16 protein-coding genes are annotated in these 18,882 nt (G+C 63.2%); 8 read left to right on the top strand and 8 right to left on the bottom strand.

Translation table 11 applies throughout. From position 1 onward, the window contains the following. The 3 genes from A985_RS24300 to A985_RS0104980 all read right to left on the bottom strand — a co-directional run. Positions 1-879 (bottom strand): HlyD family efflux transporter periplasmic adaptor subunit (locus tag A985_RS24300; protein WP_232424522.1); only part of this gene is annotated, 879 nt, incomplete at its 3' end. A 73-nt stretch (positions 880-952) separates the two neighbouring features. Further along, positions 953-2,470 carry an efflux transporter outer membrane subunit gene (locus tag A985_RS0104985; RefSeq protein WP_017232306.1) on the bottom strand — a complete coding sequence of 506 codons (1,518 nt, stop codon included), beginning with the start codon at positions 2,468-2,470 and terminating at the stop codon, positions 953-955. Positions 2,471-2,587: 117 nt separating this feature from the next. After that, positions 2,588-3,097, bottom strand: coding sequence for a MarR family winged helix-turn-helix transcriptional regulator (locus A985_RS0104980; RefSeq protein ID WP_017232305.1), 510 nt, complete (start codon positions 3,095-3,097; stop codon positions 2,588-2,590). A 294-nt stretch (positions 3,098-3,391) separates the two neighbouring features. On the opposite strand from A985_RS0104980, the gene typA reads away from it, so the two are divergent. Next, on the top strand, positions 3,392-5,212 hold the full coding sequence (gene typA / locus A985_RS0104975; RefSeq protein WP_017232304.1) for a translational GTPase TypA: 1,821 nt from the start codon (positions 3,392-3,394) through the stop codon (positions 5,210-5,212). Positions 5,213-5,348: 136 nt separating this feature from the next. Beyond that, complete coding sequence (locus A985_RS0104970) at positions 5,349-6,461, top strand: enoyl-CoA hydratase/isomerase family protein (RefSeq protein WP_017232303.1); 1,113 nt, start codon at positions 5,349-5,351, stop codon at positions 6,459-6,461. A 38-nt stretch (positions 6,462-6,499) separates the two neighbouring features. Here A985_RS0104970 and A985_RS0104965 read toward each other — a convergent pair whose 3' ends face one another. Together A985_RS0104965 and lexA are read right to left on the bottom strand one after the other, a co-directional pair. Continuing rightward, a complete protein-coding gene (locus A985_RS0104965; protein ID WP_017232302.1) occupies positions 6,500-6,910 on the bottom strand; it encodes a hypothetical protein in 411 nt (136 codons plus the stop codon). Positions 6,911-7,084: 174 nt separating this feature from the next. Then, positions 7,085-7,738, bottom strand: a complete 654-nt coding sequence (gene lexA, locus A985_RS0104960) for a transcriptional repressor LexA (RefSeq protein WP_017232301.1) — start codon at positions 7,736-7,738, stop codon at positions 7,085-7,087. 257 nt (positions 7,739-7,995) lie between these two features. Here lexA and A985_RS0104955 point away from each other — a divergent pair, with 257 nt between their 5' ends. The 6 genes from A985_RS0104955 (at position 7,996) to A985_RS0104930 (ending at position 14,906) form a co-directional block, all read left to right on the top strand. Continuing rightward, on the top strand, positions 7,996-9,027 hold the full coding sequence (locus tag A985_RS0104955; protein ID WP_017232300.1) for a sulfate ABC transporter substrate-binding protein: 1,032 nt from the start codon (positions 7,996-7,998) through the stop codon (positions 9,025-9,027). 97 nt (positions 9,028-9,124) lie between these two features. Further along, positions 9,125-9,925, top strand: a complete 801-nt coding sequence (cysT, locus tag A985_RS0104950; RefSeq protein ID WP_017232299.1) for a sulfate ABC transporter permease subunit CysT — start codon at positions 9,125-9,127, stop codon at positions 9,923-9,925. A 20-nt stretch (positions 9,926-9,945) separates the two neighbouring features. Further along, positions 9,946-10,851 (top strand): sulfate ABC transporter permease subunit CysW, encoded by a 906-nt coding sequence (cysW, locus tag A985_RS24295; RefSeq protein ID WP_157211355.1) that lies wholly within the window; start codon positions 9,946-9,948, stop codon positions 10,849-10,851. A gap of 27 nt (positions 10,852-10,878) precedes the next feature. Further along, on the top strand, positions 10,879-11,967 hold the full coding sequence (locus tag A985_RS0104940) for a sulfate/molybdate ABC transporter ATP-binding protein (protein WP_017232297.1): 1,089 nt from the start codon (positions 10,879-10,881) through the stop codon (positions 11,965-11,967). Positions 11,968-12,740: 773 nt separating this feature from the next. Further along, entirely contained in the window at positions 12,741-13,679 is a 939-nt protein-coding gene (locus A985_RS0104935) for a CysB family HTH-type transcriptional regulator (protein WP_017232296.1), read from the top strand. A gap of 186 nt (positions 13,680-13,865) precedes the next feature. Continuing rightward, positions 13,866-14,906, top strand: coding sequence for an asparaginase (locus A985_RS0104930; RefSeq protein WP_017232295.1), 1,041 nt, complete (start codon positions 13,866-13,868; stop codon positions 14,904-14,906). A gap of 126 nt (positions 14,907-15,032) precedes the next feature. Here the strand turns inward: A985_RS0104930 and glxR are convergent, their stop codons facing one another. The 3 genes from glxR to gcl all read right to left on the bottom strand — a co-directional run bounded on the left by glxR (position 15,033) and on the right by gcl (position 18,868). Beyond that, positions 15,033-15,935 carry a 2-hydroxy-3-oxopropionate reductase gene (gene glxR / locus A985_RS0104925; protein ID WP_255349092.1) on the bottom strand — a complete coding sequence of 301 codons (903 nt, stop codon included), beginning with the start codon at positions 15,933-15,935 and terminating at the stop codon, positions 15,033-15,035. Between the two features lie 218 nt (positions 15,936-16,153). Beyond that, positions 16,154-16,945 (bottom strand): hydroxypyruvate isomerase, encoded by a 792-nt coding sequence (hyi, locus tag A985_RS0104920; protein WP_017232293.1) that lies wholly within the window; start codon positions 16,943-16,945, stop codon positions 16,154-16,156. Between the two features lie 156 nt (positions 16,946-17,101). Then, positions 17,102-18,868, bottom strand: a complete 1,767-nt coding sequence (gene gcl / locus A985_RS0104915) for a glyoxylate carboligase (RefSeq protein WP_017232292.1) — start codon at positions 18,866-18,868, stop codon at positions 17,102-17,104. Positions 18,869-18,882: the final 14 nt, after the last annotated feature.

Below are 18,882 nucleotides of genomic sequence, written 5' to 3'. Positions count from 1 at the left end.
TGCCGAGAAGCCCGCCACGGGGCCCTTGTATTCCCCCGACGAGCCGTACACGTCCGCCGTGAGCGTCACCGGTTGGCCGACGCGCATATGCGCGATCTGCACTTCCTTGAAGTTGGCATCGACCCAGACTTGATTGAGCGGCACCAGCGCCATGAGCGGCGCGCCCGTCGCCACGCGCTGACCCACTTGCACGGAACGCTTGGCCACGTAGCCGTCGACCGGCGCCGGGATCGACGTGCGGGCGTAGTCGAGATACGCGGCGCGTACCTTGGCGGCGGCTTGCTGCACGTTCGGATGGGTGGTCACCGACGTCTTGTCCGTCAGCGCCCGGTTCGACACCCACTGCGCGCGGGCTTGCTCGAGTGACGCCTGTGCGGTCTTCACGGCGTCCTGGGCGTGGGCGAGTTCTTCGCGCGACACGGCACCCGTCGCAATCGCCATTTCACGGCGCTTCACGTCGGCCTGCGTCTTGGCCAATTCGGATTCGCGCATGGCCACGGTGGCGGCAAAGGCGTCGTTGTTCACGAAGTACGTGCGCACCTGACGCACGGTTTGCGCCAGATTGGCCTCGGCTTGCAGCAGGGCGACGCGGGCATCGGTCGGGTCGAGCGTGACCAGCGGCTGGCCTGCCTTGACCATTTGCGTGTCGTCGACCTTCACGCCGGTCACGGTCCCCGGCACCTGCGGGGTGATTTGCACCACATTGCCCGCGACATAAGCGTCGTCGGTGTCTTCATAGAAGCGCGCATACAGCCCGTAATAGGCGCCGTAGGCGATGGCCGCGATCGCGATCACGGCCGTTAGCGTCAGCATCATGCGGCGGCGCTTGCCATTGGCCTGAGCCGGCTGGGCAGGCGTTTGTTGTTGGTTCTCGCTCATCATTCGCTCCGTACTAATCTCTTAATGTGCTTTGACGTTGTCTTGTCTGTTCTGTGTGATGTGCGGCGCCCGCTCAGTGCGTCTGCACCGCGTCGCCTTCGGCCTTGGCGGGGCGTTCCTGCCCCACGACGAGACCCGCCGCCTGGGCGTCGAAGCCACCGCCGAGCGCCTTGATCAAGCCGATCTGCTGGTCGCGGCGCGCACTTTCGATATTCACGCGCGCCTGTTCCTGCGCCAGCAGCGACGACTCGGCGGCGAGCACGGTCAACTGCGGCGTGAGACCGGCCTTGTAACGGTCGATGGCCAGGTCGTAGGCGCGTTGCGCGGCGTCTTGCGCCACACGTTGCGAGACCATTTGCTTGTCCGCCGAGCGGATCGACGACATTCGATCCGCGATGTCGCCGAGCGCCTTGTTCAGCGTCGAGTCGTAGTTCGCCACCGCGCTTTCATAGGCCGCGTACTGCCCCTTCAAGTTGGCGCGCAGGCGCCCGCCATCGAAGATCGGCAGCGAAATGACCGGACCGTACTGGATGTTCTGGCTGGTCGGATCGATCAGCTTGCCCAGTCCGAAGGTGGAAAAGCCAAAGGCGGCGTTCAGGTTCACGTCCGGATAGAAGCGAGCCTTCGCGACGTCGATCCCCTTGAGCTGCGCTTCCACGCCCCAGCGGGCCGAGACGATATCGGGGCGACGGCCGAGCAGCGTGAGCGGCAGGTTGTCGGGCAGGGCGGGTGTCGCCAGTTGCGCGAGCGTCGGACGCGCAATGGCCAGACCGCGATCCGGCCCCTTGCCGAGCAACACGCCAAGTTGATGGCGGGTGAGCAGGATCTGGCCGTCGAGTTGGGCGATTTGCGTCTGAATGTCGGCGGTGTTGCTCTCGGCCTGCTTCTGCTCGACTTGCGTGTCGAGACCGGCCCGCACACGGTCTGACGTCAGTTGCCCGAGGCGCTGGCGTTGCTTGCCGATGCGATCGAGCACGTCATGCTGTGCATATTGCTGGGCGAGCTGGTTATACGAACGCGCCACGGCGGTGGCCAGCGCCAGTCGCACTTCCTGGTCTTCGGCTTCTTCGGCGCGTTCGGCCGACGTGGCTTGTGCCCGTGCCGAGCGGTTCTTGCCCCACAGGTCGAGTTCCCACGACAACGAGGCCGTCAAGTCGCCCTGCGTGAACCACGTGCCACCATAGCCCGGCGGGTAGATCGTGTTTTCGGTGAATTTCTCGCGATAGATGCTGCCCGAGGCATTGACTGCCGGAAGCAGCGCGGCCGCGGCGCCTTCGGTCTGCGCCTGCGCACCCTTCAGACGAGCGACCGCCATGGCCAGATCGGGGTTGCCGGCGAGCGCTTCGTCGATCAGCGAGACGAGTTGCGGATCGCCGAACCGCTGTGCCCAATCCGTGCCGGGCCACTGGCCGCCCTCGGCGGGCAGGCTGCGCTGGGTCTGATACTGATCGGGGGTACTGATCTGCTTGTCGCTGTGGATGCCGGCAAAATTCGCGCAACCGGCAAACCCCAGTGTCATCGCCGCCAGACAGACGGCGGAAATGATGGAGCGGGCCCGCAGATGCGGGAGGAACGGTGAGGCCACTTTCATCGCAAAGCCTTTACGAGTGACGTTAGGCACCGACAATAATCGGAAACCGGGTGATGGCGAGTACCAGGAGTAGTGGACTCGACATGCTTTTTTGGGGGAATCTGGGGGCCGTCGTTGTCATCCGGTTTCGCCGTTGGCGATCACGCGGCGCAGCAGGCTCTTCAGGAAACCCACTTCCTCTACGGAGAACCCGCGCATCAGATGATCGGCGGCACGCACGAAGATGTCCGGCATCCGGTCGGCCATGGCGTATCCGGCTTCGGTCGCACTCAGGTTCACCGTGCGGCGATCCATCTTGCTGCGCTCGCGCACGAGCAAGCCTTGCGCTTCAAGCCGGTCGAGAAGACGCGTCACCGCACTCGCGTCGATACAGTAGTCGCGAGCCAGATCGGCCGCCGTCTTGCTCTTGCCCGTGGCCACCTTGTAAAGCATGGTCGCCTGGGTGCTCGTCAAGCCGTATTGCGACGTTTCGTTGGTCAGCTCTGCCAGGATCAACTGGCGCACGCGGGAGACAAGATACCCCAGCGAGTTGTCGATGTCGTAGGCGCAGCGCGGAGGATCGCTCTGGGGGGCATCCGGCGGCGACGTCGGCGCGGCATCGGAAGAGGCAGCGGACGGATCGATCATTTTCGTGCTGCTGCAATAGTTGACTTGTCACGATTATAGCGGTTACTTAATAAATTTCAAGGCCATGCAATAGTTGACTAGGCAAATATTTCGACCAAAATTGGAGCTAACGTTCTAAATGGATGTGTGGCGGGGGGCGAGGGGGTATGGCAGGGGAGTGGCATCTCGATGAATGCGACGCCGTCGACGTTCCCGCGCAGGGGCCGTTGCTGCATTGCAGAAAGACCATGACGTAAGACACGCGCAAGTGGTAGAATCGCGGATTCTCCAAAGGCTTTTTTCGAGCACCTCTTCATGACCCGCGCTCTCCGTAATATCGCCATCATCGCGCACGTCGACCACGGCAAAACCACGCTCGTCGACCAACTGCTGCGCCAGTCGGGCACCTTCCGCGAAAACCAGCAAGTTGCTGAACGCGTGATGGACTCGAACGACATTGAAAAAGAGCGCGGCATCACGATCCTCGCCAAAAACTGCGCCGTCGAATACGAAGGCACGCACATCAACATCGTCGACACGCCGGGACACGCGGACTTCGGCGGTGAAGTGGAGCGTGTGCTTTCGATGGTCGACAGTGTGCTGTTGCTCGTCGACGCCGTCGAAGGCCCGATGCCGCAAACGCGCTTCGTGACCCGCAAGGCCCTCGGCCTCGGTCTGAAGCCGATCGTCGTGGTCAACAAGATCGACCGTCCGGGCGCGCGTCCGGATTGGGTGATCAACCAGACGTTCGACCTGATGGACAAGCTGGGTGCCACCGACGAGCAGCTCGACTTCCCGGTCGTCTACGCGTCGGCCCTGAACGGTTTCGCGAGCCTCGACTCCGATGTGCGCGAAGGCACGATGCGCCCGCTGTTCGACGCGATTCTCGAACACGTGCCGGTCCGCGAAGCCGATGTCGACGCCCCGCTGCAACTGCAGATCAGCTCGCTCGACTACTCGACGTTCGTTGGCCGTATCGGTATTGGCCGTATTACGCGCGGTCGCATCAAGCCGGGTCAGCAAGTGGTGATGCGCTTTGGTCCGGAAGGCGAAGTGCTCAAGCGCAAGATCAATCAGGTGCTGACGTTCCGCGGTCTGGAGCGTGTGATGTCGGACGGCGCGGAAGCCGGCGACATCGTGCTGATCAACGGGATTGAAGACGTGGGTATCGGCGCAACGATTTGCGACGTCGACACGCCGGAAGCCTTGCCGCTGCTGACGGTAGACGAGCCGACGCTGACCATGAACTTCTGCGTGAACACGTCGCCGCTGGCCGGCCGTGAAGGCAAGTTCGTGACGAGCCGTCAAATTCGCGACCGTCTGCACAAGGAACTCAATCACAACGTAGCGCTGCGCGTGAAAGACACCGCCGAAGATTCCGTCTTCGAAGTGTCCGGCCGTGGCGAACTGCACCTGACGATTCTCATCGAGAACATGCGTCGCGAAGGCTACGAACTGGCCGTGTCGCGTCCGCGCGTGGTGCTCAAGGAAATCGACGGCGTGAAGCATGAGCCGTACGAAATGCTGACCATCGACCTGGAAGACGATCACCAGGGCGCGGTCATGGAAGAAATCGGCCGCCGCAAGGGCGAAATGCTGGACATGGTGTCGGACGGTCGCGGCCGTACGCGTCTTGAATACCGCATTCCGGCCCGTGGCTTGATCGGCTTCCAGGGCGACTTCCTGTCGATGACCCGCGGCACGGGCCTGATGAGCCACATTTTCGATGCTTACGCACCGCTCAAGGATGGCACGCTGGGCGAGCGTCGCAATGGCGTTCTGATCTCGCAGGACGACGGCGCTGCCGTGGCCTACGCGCTGTGGAAGCTGCAAGATCGCGGCCGCATGTTCGTGTCGCCGGGTGACGCCCTGTACGAAGGCATGATCATCGGTATCCATAGCCGTGACAACGACCTCGTGGTCAACCCGATCAAGGGGAAGCAGCTCACGAACGTGCGCGCGTCGGGCACCGACGAAGCCGTGCGCCTGGTGCCGCCGATCTCGATGAGCCTCGAGTACGCCGTGGAATTCATCGACGACGACGAACTGGTCGAAGTCACGCCGCAGACGATTCGCCTGCGCAAGCGCTACCTCAAGGAACACGAGCGCAAGCGCGCATCGCGTGAAGAGAAGTAAAGCCGGCGAGGGTGTCGTGGCGTAGCGGAGAAACTTCTGCTACGCGCCGATGCCAGTCTGTTGGAAAGAAAGCCGGTGCCTCGCACCGGCTTTTTTGTTATCCCTTTCGTTGACGTCACTGAAGCCATTGCCAGACATGACCGACTTTGTGAGTACCGACATCCGCGGCCGCATCGGCTTTATCACCCTGACCCGCCCGAAGGCGCTCAATGCGCTCTCGCACGACATGATTCGTGCGATGGCCTCGACCCTCGATGCATGGCGCGACGATCCGCGCGTGCTCGCCGTCGTCCTGCGGGGCGAGGGGGAGAAGGGTTTGTGCGCGGGCGGCGACATTCGCTATTTCCACGAGGCGGTGAGCGCGAGGCGCACCGATATCATGGATTTCTTCACGGACGAGTACACGCTGAACTACACGATCGCCACCTACCCGAAGCCCTATATCGCGCTGATGGACGGCGTGGTGATGGGCGGCGGCATGGGCGTCTCGCAGGGGGCGGCGTTGCGCCTGGTCACGGAAGCCACGCGCATGGCAATGCCCGAGACGGCCATCGGACTGTTTCCCGATGTGGGCGGCGGGCACTTTCTCGCGAATCTTGCCGGTCATCTTGGCGAGTACCTTGGCACGACGGGCGTGGTGTTCGGTGCCGTTGACGCATGCGAAATCGGTCTGGCCGACGCCGTGGTGCCGCGTACCGAATTACCGGTGCTCTGTGAACGGCTGGCGAGCGGCGATTGGCCGGACAGTGATGCGGTACTCGACGCGGCGCGCGCGTTCGCCCGGCAAAGCGTGCCGCCTGCCGGACTGGCCCCGGGCAAGCTTGCGCCGCTGCGCGACGTGATCGACCATCACTTCGGCCTGCCGGATCTGCCGGCCATCCTGGCGTCGCTCAAGCGGGAAGCCCGCTGCGAGTTCTCCGGCTGGGCGCAAGAGACGGAAGATCTGTTGCGTGCCAAGCGCTCGCCGCTGATGGTTTGCGTCACGCTGGAACAGGTGCGCCGCGCACGCAAGCTGTCACTCGCGGACGAGTTGCGCGACGAGTGGCTGATGATGCGCTGTGTCTTCAATCTCGACGGCCGTACCGGGGCGGAGGGTGTTGAAGGCATTCGCGCAATGGTCGTCGACAAGGATCATGCGCCGCGCTGGCAGCACGGCAGCATCGAAGCGGTCACGCCCGCCGACATCGCGCGATTCTTCGATGGCGATCGGCATGGCGCGGACCATCCACTGCGCGAACTCGGGCGATAAGTCCGTCGCGCCATGGAGGGTCGCGGTGGCCCGAGGGCTTATACCGCAGCCTGACAGAACTGATCGCCAACGGCCAGATCGAGTTTGCGGCAGATGTCGGCGATGCTGCCGACCATCACGATGTGCGACATGTCGCGATACACGCGCACCTCGTGCCCACCTTGCGTGTCGCGTTGCTGAACGTCTCGCACGCTGCGCGACGCCTTGACCGCTTTTCCGGTCGGGCACGCGCGACGCGAGGCCGACGCCATGGCAGCGGCGAGTGTACGGGGCAGGGCCGTGGAGCGCGAGCGCGCAGGCACGGTGTACGAGCGTGCGATGGCCGGGGCGGCGGCAAACGGGCCGGACAGGGCCGACAGCCCGTACACCGCAGACAGACGCGCCTGCGACGGCACGCGGACGCGCGGTTGACCAAAAGACGTACGCAGCAAACCAAAGAGTCGAGCCATGATGCGATCCTTCCTCCAATGTGGGTCTGAGGGGCGCGTCCTGCCACGACCTTCACAAATCGCGGGCGCAGCAGGGCACGGGCGCCGGACCCAGCCCGGCGCAGTCGGAAATGCGAAACTTCAGTGAGTGGGCTGCTGCGTGATCGAGACGCGGCGCAGTACCCAGGTCTGCGTCTAGAGGTCGTTGTTGCGGATCAGGCCGACCGCAATCCCTTCCAGCGCAAAGTCACCGCTGCCTTCATTGACATCGATGTTCTCGAAGTCGGGGTTTTCGGCGATCAACTCGACGCCGCCGGGCACACGGTGAAAACGTTTGACGGTCACATCGTCGCCAATGCGTGCCACGACAATCTGGCCCTCTCGCGCGTCGGCGGCTTTCTGTACCGCCAACAGATCGCCGTCGAGAATGCCCGCGTCTCGCATGGACATACCGCGCACCTTCAACAGGTAATCGGGCTGGCGCGCGAACATGTTCGGGTCGCACTGAAAGTTGCGTTCGATATGTTCCTGCGCCAGGATCGGGCTACCTGCGGCAACGCGCCCGACGAGCGGCAGCGACAGTTGCATCAGGCCCATATGCGGCAAGGTGAACTGATGCATGCCGCCCGCTTCGTCGAGCCGCTTGAGGCGGATGCCGCGCGATTGGCCTGCGGCCAGTTCGATCACCCCTTTGCGCGCCAGCGCCCGCAGGTGCTCCTCCGCGGCGTTGGCGGAAGAGAAGCCGAGTTCGGCGGCGATCTCGGCGCGCGTCGGCGGAAAGCCGGTGCGCTCGATCGCTTGTCGGACCAGTTCGTAGACCTGCTGTTGACGAGCAGTAAGTTTGATCATGGCATCACTGTATGGAAGCACAGGTGGCTGTATTTTTGTACAGTGTTTGTAAAAACGCAAGGGAAAACTTCGTCGCCTGCAGGATGTGTCTGTCCCACGCCCGCGTCGTGGGACCCCCGCGGGATCAAACCGGCGTCGGTATGAGCGGGCTAATCCATGATTTGATATAAACAATCGTATAAATATTATTTTTAAGTATTTAGCTGTCCCCATAGACTGGCCTCCTACACACGAAAGAACACGAGGGAGCGCAAGTCATGGGTCAAGTGATACGGGGGGGAAAAGCCAGGGCGCTGGCAATCGCACTGGGAGGGCTGGCACTGACTGCCGGCCTGTCGCTTCAGGCGCGCGCCGCGAGTTTTTCGCTGCTCAACGTGTCGTATGACCCGACGCGCGAGCTATATGCCGACTACAACAAGGCATTCGAGGCGCACTACAAGCAGACCACGGGCGACACGGTGACCCTCAAGGCCTCGCATGGCGGCTCGGGCAAGCAGGCCCGTACGGTACTCGACGGCGCACCGGCCGACGTCGTGACGCTCGGCATCTCCGCCGACATCGACGAACTGGCGCAGGCCGGACTCGTGAACAAAGATTGGCAGAAGCGTCTGCCCGATAACGCCACGCCATACACGTCGACCATCGTGTTGCTCGTGCGCAAGGGCAACCCCAAACACATCAAGGACTGGAACGACCTCACCAGGCCGGGCATCAGCGTGGTCACGCCGAACCCGAAGACGTCGGCCGGCGCCCGCTGGAATTACCTCGCTGCATGGCTTTACGCGCTAAAGCAGCCAGGCGGCAACGAGCAGACCGCCCAGGCCTTTGTCGCGGCGCTCTACCGCAACGTGGGGGTACTCGATTCCGGCGCGCGAGGCGCCACCACGACCTTCGTCGAGCGCGGCATCGGCGACGTACTGATCGCCTGGGAAAACGAGGCGCTGCTCTCGGTGAAGGATCTCGGTCCGGACAAGTTCGACATCGTCGTGCCGTCGTCGTCGATTCTCACGGAGCCGCCGGTCGCCGTGGTCGACAAGAACGTCGACAGGCACGGAACCCGCAAAGCCGCTGAAGCCTATCTGCAATGGCTGTATTCGCCGCAAGGGCAGGAGATCGCCGCGAAGCACTTCTATCGTCCACGCTCGCCGGACATCGCCAGGAAGTATGCCTCGCAGTATCCGAAGCTCAAGCTCTACACGGTCGACGCCGATCTGGGTGGGTGGACGAAAACGCAGGCCAAGCATTTTGCCGACGGTGGCATCTTCGACCAGATCTACACGAAGAAGTGACCCCCGGGGCCCGAGAAGACAAAGGGATGCAAGCGTGAGTACCGTACTGTTTCCGCTCTGGCGCAAGCCGAGTGCCTTGCCAGGATTTGGCCTGACGATGGGCTACACCGTCGGCTATCTGAGCCTCGTGGTGCTGGTGCCGCTGCTGATGGTGTTCATCAAGGCCGGCTCGCTCGATTGGGCGAGCTTTATCGCCGCCGTGAGTTCGCCGCGCGTGTTGGCCTCATACCGCCTCACGTTCGGCCTGTCGCTCACGGCGGCCGTGCTCAACGCCGTGTTCGGTGTCGTGCTGGCGTGGGTGCTCGTGCGCTACTCATTCCCCGGCAAGCGTTTCGTCGATGCGCTGATCGACCTGCCATTTGCCTTGCCGACGTCGGTCGCGGGGATCGTGCTGGCCTCGATCTACGCGCCGAACGGCTGGATCGGACGCTGGTTCGCGCTGCTCGATCTCAAGATCGCCTTTACGCCGTTGGGCATCTTCGTGGCGCTGACATTTATCGGATTGCCGTTCGTTGTGCGCACGCTCCAGCCGGTGCTCGAGGAATTTGAACGCGAACAGGAAGAGGCCGCCGCGTGTCTGGGCGCAACACGTTGGCAGACACTGCGTCACGTCATTCTCCCCGCGGTGCTGCCTGCGCTACTGACCGGTTTTGCGCTGGCGTTTGCGCGCGCGGTGGGGGAGTACGGCTCGGTCATCTTCATTGCCGGCAACATTCCGATGGTCTCGGAAATCACGTCACTGCTGATCGTCACCAAGCTCGAGCAGTACGACTATGCGGGCGCCGCGGCACTGGCTGTGGTGATGCTGGTGATCTCGTTCGTGTTGCTGCTGCTGATCAATACCCTGCAATGGTGGCTGCACCGCCGCCATGCGGGCCGACGCGCCAGTGGCGCTTGATTCAAGAGAACGTCTCGCTTATGTCCGATTCACTTGCGCTGTCGCGCGCCTTGCTGCAACCGATCCAGGCCCGCCAGGTCAATCCGACCGACGAGCCGGCGTTCGTCAAGGGCGCACTCATTGCCGTGGCGCTGTTGTTCTTCGCTTTGTTTCTGCTCTTGCCGCTCGCGTCGGTCTTCGTCACCGCGCTGGGCAAAGGCTTCCCCGCGTATTGGGACGGGTTGACGAACGACGACGCGCTGTCAGCGCTTCGTCTCACGCTGTTGATCGCCGTCATCGCCGTGCCGCTCAACCTGGTGTTCGGCGTGGCGGCGTCGTGGGCGATTGCGCGTTTCGACTTCAAGGGCAAGAGCGTGTTGACGACGCTCATCGACTTGCCGTTCTCGGTCTCGCCGGTGATCGCGGGCATCACGTTCCTGCTGATCTTCGGTCGTCAGGGGCCGCTGTGGGACTTTCTCGACGCGCACAACCTGAAGGTCGTGTTCGCGCTGCCTGGACTGATACTCGCGACGGTGTTCGTCACGTTCCCATTCGTCGCGCGCGAATTGATCCCGCTCATGCAGGCGCAGGGCAGCGAAGAGGAGGAGGCGGCGCGCGTGCTGGGGGCCAGCGGGTGGCAGATATTCACGCGCGTGACGCTGCCGAAAATCAAATGGGGCCTGCTGTATGGCGTGATCCTTTGCAATGCCCGGGCGATGGGCGAGTTCGGTGCCGTGTCGGTCGTCTCCGGCCATATTCGCGGCGAGACGAACACGCTGCCGCTGCACGTGGAAATTGAATACAACGACTACCACACGGTGGGCGCGTTCGCGGCGGCGTCGATTCTCGCGATGCTCGCGCTCGCCACGCTGGCGCTGAAGCTGTGGGCTGAGCGCAAGCTGGCGCAGGACAAGGCAGCGCGTCGCGAAGACGTCGTGCCGGCCTGAGCCGATATTGATTCGAGGAGCAAGACCATGAGCATTCAGGTACAACGGGTGTCAAAACGCTTCGGCGATTTTGCGGCGCTCGATGACGTCACGCTGGAATTCCCGACGGGCGAACTGGTCGCGCTGCTGGGGCCGTCCGGCTGCGGCAAGACCACACTGCTGCGTATCGTCGCGGGCCTGGAGTTCGCCGACGCCGGTCGCGTCGTGCTCAACGGCGAGGACGTGGCGACGGTCGGCACGCGCGAGCGTCAGGTCGGCTTCGTGTTTCAGCACTATGCGCTCTTCCGTCACATGACCGTGTTCGAGAATGTGGCGTTCGGGCTGCGCGTGAAGTCGCGCGGCGAGCGGCTCACGGACGCGCAGATCCGCGCCAAGGTGCATGAACTGCTTGGCCTGGTGCAACTCGACTGGCTGGCCGATCACTATCCGGCGGAACTCTCGGGCGGTCAGCGTCAGCGCATTGCGTTGGCGCGTGCACTGGCCGTCGAGCCGAAGGTGCTGCTGCTCGACGAACCGTTCGGGGCGCTTGATGCCAAGGTGCGCAAGGAATTGCGTAGCTGGCTTCGCCGTCTGCACGACGAGCTGCACATCACCACGATCTTCGTCACGCACGACCAGGAAGAGGCGCTCGAAGTGGCCGACCGTATAGTGCTGATGAATCGCGGCAGCGTCGAACAGATCGGCGCGCCACAGGACGTGTACGACACGCCGCACAGCCCGTTCGTCTATGAGTTTCTCGGCGCCGTGAACCGGCTGCCGGGCGAGTTGCGCACGCACGACTTCATTGCCGATGTCGGTGCCGGTGCCGGCGCGTTTCGCGTGACGGTGCACAAGGACGATTTGCCCGCTGCGCCGCCGGACGGTCGCGTGATGGCGTATGTGCGTCCGCACGATCTTGCGCTGCTGCCGGCGCACGACGGTGGGCCGGGGATCGACGTGGCCGTGCGCCGCGCCATTCCGCTGGGCGGCACCGTGCGCGTGGAACTTGCCGCGCCGGGAGGGGCGGTGTGGGAAGCGGAACTGACTCGCGCTGGCTGGCAGGCGCTCGGCGCGCAAAGTGGTGCGCCGATGCGGGCGGTGCCGCGTCAGTTGCGGGTGTTTGCCGCGCCGGCGTGAGCCGCACGACAAAACGACGGCGCTAGTCCACGCGACCTGGGGGCGCCACGCCTAACGACCTGACAGACGATCTAACCAACGACCGGACAAGACGTAGCGAACAAGGCCTAGCAAATACGACGTAGCAAACACGACGTAGCAAACACGACGTAGCAAACACGACGTAGCAAACACGACGTAGCAAACACGACGTAGCAAACACGACGTAGCAAACACGACGTAGCAAACACGACGTAGCAAACACGACGTAGCAAACACGACGTAGCAAACACGACGTAGCAAACACGACGTAGCAAACACGACGTAGCAAACACGACGTAGCAAACACGACGTAGCAAACACGACGTAGCAAACACGACGTAGCAAACACGACGTAGCAAACACGACGTAGCAAACACGACGTAGCAAACACGACGTAGCAAACACGACGTAGCAAACACGACGTAGCAAACACGACGTAGCAAACACGACGTAGCAAACACGACGTAGCAAACACGACGTAGCAAACACGACGTAGCAAACACGACGTAGCAAACACGACGTAGCAAACACGACGTAGCAAACACGACGTAGCAAACACGACGTAGCAAACACGACGTAGCAAACACGACGTAGCAAACACGACGTAGCAAACACGACGTAGCAAACACGACGTAGCAAACACGACGTAGCAAACACGACGTAGCAAACACGACGTCACGTACAGGACCTTACGAACAAGACGTCATGAACAAGACGTCATGAACCGGCAAGCCACAGGGTGGAGTCCCCTCATGAATTTTCAGCAATTGCGCTACGTGCGCGAAGCCGTTCGGCAGAATCTCAACCTGACGGAAGCCGCCAGTGCGCTGTACACGTCGCAGTCGGGCGTGAGCAAGCAGATCAAGGATCTCGAAGACGAACTGGGCGTGGATGTTTTCGTGCGTCGCGGCAAGCGGCTCACGGGGCTGACCGAGCCAGGCAAGGCCGTGCTGCAACTGATCGAGCGCATGTTGCTCGACGCCGAGAACTTGCGCCGTGTGGCGCGTCAGTTCGCGGATCAGGACAGCGGCCATCTCGTGCTGGCGACGACCCACACGCAGGCGCGCTATGCGCTGCCGCAGGTCATCAAGCAATTCACGAGCGTGTTCCCAAAGGTGCAACTGGCGTTGAGGCAGGGCAGCCCGCGTCAGATTGCACAGATGGTGATCGACGGCGAGGCCGACATCGGCATCACGACCGAGGCGCTCGATCGCTTTCCCGATATCGTCACGTTCCCGTGCTATTCGTGGCATCACGTCGCCGTCGTGCCGAAGGATCATCCGCTCGTCGGGCGAGCGGGCGTCACGCTGGCGGAGATCGCCGACTATCCAATCATCACCTATGACGGCGACTTCACGGGGCGCTCGCACGTGGACAAGGCGTTCTCGGACCAGGGTCTGGTGCCGGACATCGTGCTCACCGCGCTCGATACGGACGTGATCAAGACATACGTCGAGCTGGGATTGGGGGTGGGGATCGTGGCGGCGATGGCTGTCGATCCGCGCAAGGACCAGGATCTGGTGGTGCTGGAACTCGACAACGCGTTCGAGCCGAGCACGACGCGCATCGGCGTTCGCCGCGGGGCGTTTCTGCGCTCGTATGCTTACCGCTTCATCGAAATGCTCGCCCCGGCGCTCAAGGAGCAGGACATCTCGACGCAACTGCGCGAAGCGCTTGAATTTGCGGCCTGATGCGTCGTCGCGCCGGGCCGCATGGGCGGCCTGCTCAAGCGGCGCCGGGCGTTGCCTGATGTCGTCCCGCGTTGTCGGGCGCGCCGCTGCCCGTCGGCCGTGACCCGGCCGCGATCCCGTTCAACGCGGCGGGTTCCATATTTTCAGCGATTGGGAAGCCGGGCAGTATTGGATACAATTACTGCCATGACTTCGACCTCATTCAACCCGATTCCCCACTACACGGTGTCATCGGGCGATCTGCCGCGCATTGCGTTGCTCGCCACGGGTGGCACGATCGCGGGCAGCGCGTCCGACGCCACGCGTACCGCCGCTTATCAAGCCGGGGCGCTCGGTGTCCAGGACTTGCTCGCGGCGGTTCCGGCGCTGGGCAGCGTTGCGCATATCCACGCGGAGCAGGTCGCGCAGATCGATAGCAAGGACATGAGCGTGGCGCTTTGGCAGAAGCTGGCCGCGCGCGTGAATGCGTTGCTCTCGCAGCCCGATGTGGCCGGTGCGGTGATTACCCATGGCACCGATACGCTTGAAGAAACGGCGTACTACCTGCATCTGACGGTCAACAGTCGCAAGCCGGTGGTGCTGACCGCGGCGATGCGGCCCGCGACGGCGCTCTCGGCTGACGGCCCGCTCAACCTGCTCAACGCCGTGCGCGTGGCCACCGACCCGATTTCGGCCGGGCGCGGCGTGATGGTCGCCATCAACAACCAGATTCATTGCGCGCGCGACGTCATCAAGACGAGTACCTACAAGGTCGATGCGTTTCACTCGCCGGAGATCGGCGTGCTTGGCTGGGTGCAGGACGAGCGCGTGGCGTATCAACGTGCGGCGTTGCAGTACCACACCGTCGAAAGCGAGTTCGTCGGGCTGTCGGGCGAGTTGCCGGCTGTCGAAGTGGTCTCGAGTTATGCGGGGGTGTCGCGGATCGCCGTCGACGCCCTGGTGGAAGCCGGCGTGCAGGGCATCGTGGTGGCGGGCACGGGCAACGGCTCGCTGCATTCATTGCTGCAACAGGCGCTGGCCGAAGCGGTGCAGCGCGGTGTGACGGTCGTGCGCGCCGCGCGGGTGGGCAGCGGACATGTCATGCACAACGGCGCGGCACCCGACGATCAGTATGGCTTCGTGAGCGCAGGCAACCTGCATCCGTTCAAGGCGCGTGTCTTGCTGATGCTCGCGTTGCAGGCGGGCGTGCCGCGCGAGCGCATGCAGAGCTTGTTTGACGAGTATTGAACCAGCCAAGCGCCGGCGCATAAAAAAGCGACCCTCAACGAAAAGGCGCCGAACCTTGCGGCCCGGCGCCCGTCGTCATCCACCGCATCTCCCTGATGGCCTGACGCTCCCTACGCGGTCAATGCTTTACGCCACGGTATGGTTAGCCAGCATTTCCAGCGCGCGCACCATGCCCGAGTGATCCCACGCGGCGCCGCCGTTTGCGGCACACGCGTTGAACAGCTCCTGGCACGTGGCCGTGTTCGGCAGCGACACGCCGAGGGCCTTGGCGCTCTGCAGCGCCAGATTCAGATCCTTCTGGTGCAGGGCAATGCGGAAGCCCGGTTCGAAGTTGCGCTTGACCATGCGCTCGCCGTGCACTTCGAGAATGCGCGACGATGCGAAGCCGCCCATCAGCGCCTCACGCACCTTCGCGGGATCGGCACCGGCCTTCGACGCGAACAGCAAAGCCTCACCTACGGCTTCGATCGTCAGCGCGACCACAATCTGGTTGGCGACCTTGCAGGTCTGGCCGGCACCGCTCTCGCCCACGAGCGTGATGTTCTTGCCCATCAGTTCGAAGAACGGCTTCACATCGTCGAACGCCGCTTGCGAGCCGCCGACCATGATCGACAGCGTGGCGCCTTTTGCGCCGACTTCACCGCCCGAGACCGGGGCGTCGAGGTATTCGCAGCCCAGCGCCTTGACCTTTTTGGCGTATTCCTTCGTTTCGATCGGCGAGATGGAGCTCATGTCCACGACGATCTTGCCTGCCGACAGGCCTTCGGCCAGACCGTCCTGACCGAACAGGACGGCACCCACGTCAGGTGTATCCGGCACCATCACGAAGACGATGTCGGCGCGCTTGGCGACTTCCTTGGCCGACGTGCAAACCGTGGCCTGACCGTCGATCAGGTCTTGCGGGGGCGTGCGGCGCTCATACAGGAACAGCTTGTGACCGGCATTTTGCAGATGCTTCGCCATCGGCGCGCCCATGATGCCCAGACCAATGAAACCGAGTTGTGCCATTTCGTAACTCCTTGTTGCCAAAGTGTGATGTGGTGTCGCTGACGCTCAGACGAGCGGGGCGGTGACGCCTTATCGCGGCGCCCCCGTGCTCCGGCCGCATGCCCCCTGCATGCGGCCGGCGGGGCCCTTCCTCGTCGAAACCCGGTCAGCCGGCGCACCGCCTCGGGCGGATACGCCTTCGTTTCTTCCGCGTGCCACCGGGGGAGGTGTCGCGCGGTGGGTATGGGGGCGCGTAGGAATTACGCCGCTTCGCGCAGCCCCGCTGCCTTGAACCAGCCGAGGCCCTCGGTCGTGGTGGTGGCCGGTTTGTACTCGCAACCGATCCATCCTTGGTAGCCAATGCGGTCGAGGAACGCGAACAGGTAGGCGTAGTTGATCTCGCCCGTGCCCGGCTCGTTGCGGCCCGGGTTGTCCGCCAGTTGCACGTGAGCGATGCGCGCCAGATTCGTCTCGATGGTCTTGGCGAGTTCGCCTTCCATGCGCTGCATGTGATAGATGTCGTACTGCAGGAACAGGTTGTCCGAACCCACGGCGTCGAAGATCTCTAACGCCTGCTTCGTGCGGTTCACGAAGAAGCCGGGAATGTCGTACGTGTTGATCGGCTCGACCAGCAGTCGGATGCCTTCGGCCTTGAGGGCATCGGCGGCGAAGCGCAGGTTACCCACGAGCGTGTCTTGCGCGACTTGCGTCGACAGGTCCGCGCCTTGCTTGCCCACGAGGCAGTTCAATTGCTTCACACCCAGCGCCTTGGCGTAGGTGATGGCTTCGCCCACGCCGTCGCGGAATTCGGCCACGCGCTCGGGGAAGATCGCGATGCCGCGCTCGCCCGCATCCCAGTTGCCGGCGGGCAGGTTGTGCAGCACGAGATCGAGCTGGTACTGGTTCAGCTTGTCAGCGATCTGGTCGCGATGAAACGCGTACGGGAACAGGAACTCCACGCCGCGAAAGCCCGCTGCGGCGGCCGCCTTGAAGCGGTCGAGGAACGGCACCTCGTTGAACAGCATGGTCAGATTGGCGGCAAATTTCGGCATTGCGCTGACTCCTCTTTCTCTCTTTTAGGGGGTGGTTTCGACGATTTCGATGCCAGGGTGTTGCAAGGTTGCGGGGCGCCTGCTTTTTTCGTTCAAGGGGTCTAGCCGAGAGCGCAGGGGACGCACGCGCCCCGCAAACCGTTTTACAGCGTTGACTTACGCCGACACTGCGTTGTCTTCTTCCACCACGTCGATGATGTCTTCGAACTCGTTGACGTTGTTGATCTCGGTGCCCATCGCAATGTTGGTCACACGCTCGAGAATCACTTCCACGATCACCGGCACGGAGAACTCGGCCATCAGCTTGCGGGCCTGGGCGAACGCCGGCTGGATGTCGTTCGGCTGGAACACACGGATCGCCTTCACGCCGAGGCCTTCGGCCACCTTCACGTGATCGACGCCGTAACCGTTGACTTCCGGCGAGTTCACGTTCTCGAACGCGAGCTGCACGCAGTAGTCCATGTCGAAGTTGCGCTGCGCCTGACGGATCAGGCCCAGGTACGAGTTGTTCACGACCACGTGGATGTACGGCACCTTGAACTGCGCGGCCACGGCCAGTTCTTCGATCATGAACTGGAAGTCATAGTCGCCCGAGATCGCCACCACGTCCGACGACGGCGAGGCAACCTTCGCCCCGATGGCGGCCGGCACCGTCCAGCCCAGCGGGCCTGCCTGGCCGCAGTTGATCCAGTGGCGTGGCTTGTTCACGTGCAGGAACTGCGCGGCGGCGATCTGCGACAGACCGATGGTCGAGACATAGCGCACATCGCGACCGAAGAATGCGTTCATTTCCTGATACACGCGCTGCGGCTTGATCGGCACCTGATCGAAGTCCGTGCGGCGCAGCATGGTGCGCTTGCGCTTCTGGCAATCGGCCACCCATTGCGCACGATCCGGCAGACGGCCGGCGGCCTTCAGTTCCTTGGCAACTTCCACGAACAGCGTGAGCGCGGCCTTGGCGTCGGAGACGATGCCGTAGTCCGGACCGAACACGCGGCCGATTTGCGTCGGCTCGATGTCGACGTGCACGAACTTGCGGCCCTTGGTGAACACGTCGACGCTGCCCGTGTGGCGATTGGCCCAGCGGTTGCCGATGCCCATCACGAAGTCCGAGGCGAGCATCGTCGCATTGCCGAAGCGATGCGAGGTCTGCAGTCCGACCATGCCGGCCATGAGCGGATGGTCGTCGGCAATGGTGCCCCAGCCCATGAGCGTGGGCACGACCGGCACGTTCACGGTCTCGGCGAACTCGACGAGCAGGTCGGCGGCGTCGGCATTGATCACACCACCGCCCGAGACGATAAGCGGGCGCTCCGATGCGACCAGCATCTGAATGGCCTTCTCGATCTGGGCGCGCGTGGCCGCGGGCTTGTACACCGGCAGCGGTTCGTAGGTGTCCGGATCGAATTCGATCTCGGCAACCTGCACGTCGAACGGCAGATCGATGAGCACCGGACCCGGACGGCCCGAGCGCATCAGGTGGAATGCCTGCTGGAACACGCGCGGCACGAGCGCGGGCTCGCGCACCGTCACGGCCCACTTGGTGACCGGCTTGGCGATCGTCTCGATGTCGACAGCCTGGAAATCTTCCTTGTACAGACGGGCGCGCGGCGCCTGACCCGTGATGCAGAGGATGGGAATCGAATCGGCCCAGGCGGAGTACAGGCCGGTAATCATGTCGGTGCCCGCAGGCCCCGAGGTGCCGATGCACAGGCCGATATTGCCGGCTTCGGCGCGGGTGTAACCTTCGGCCATGTGGGACGCGCCCTCGACGTGGCGTGCGAGCACGTGCTCCACGCTGCCGGCCTTGCGCATTGCCGAATAGAACGGGTTGATGGCAGCACCGGGCACACCGAATGCGGTGGTGACACCTTCTTTCTCGAGCACTCGAATTGCGGCCTCTACGGCGGTCATCTTGGCCATGTGACGTCTCCAAT

Source organism: Pandoraea sp. B-6, assembly GCF_000282835.1.
Taxonomy (GTDB): domain Bacteria; phylum Pseudomonadota; class Gammaproteobacteria; order Burkholderiales; family Burkholderiaceae; genus Pandoraea; species Pandoraea cepalis.
The sequence above is the reverse complement of the archived record's forward strand: the minus strand, read 5'-3'. Positions and strand labels throughout refer to the sequence as shown.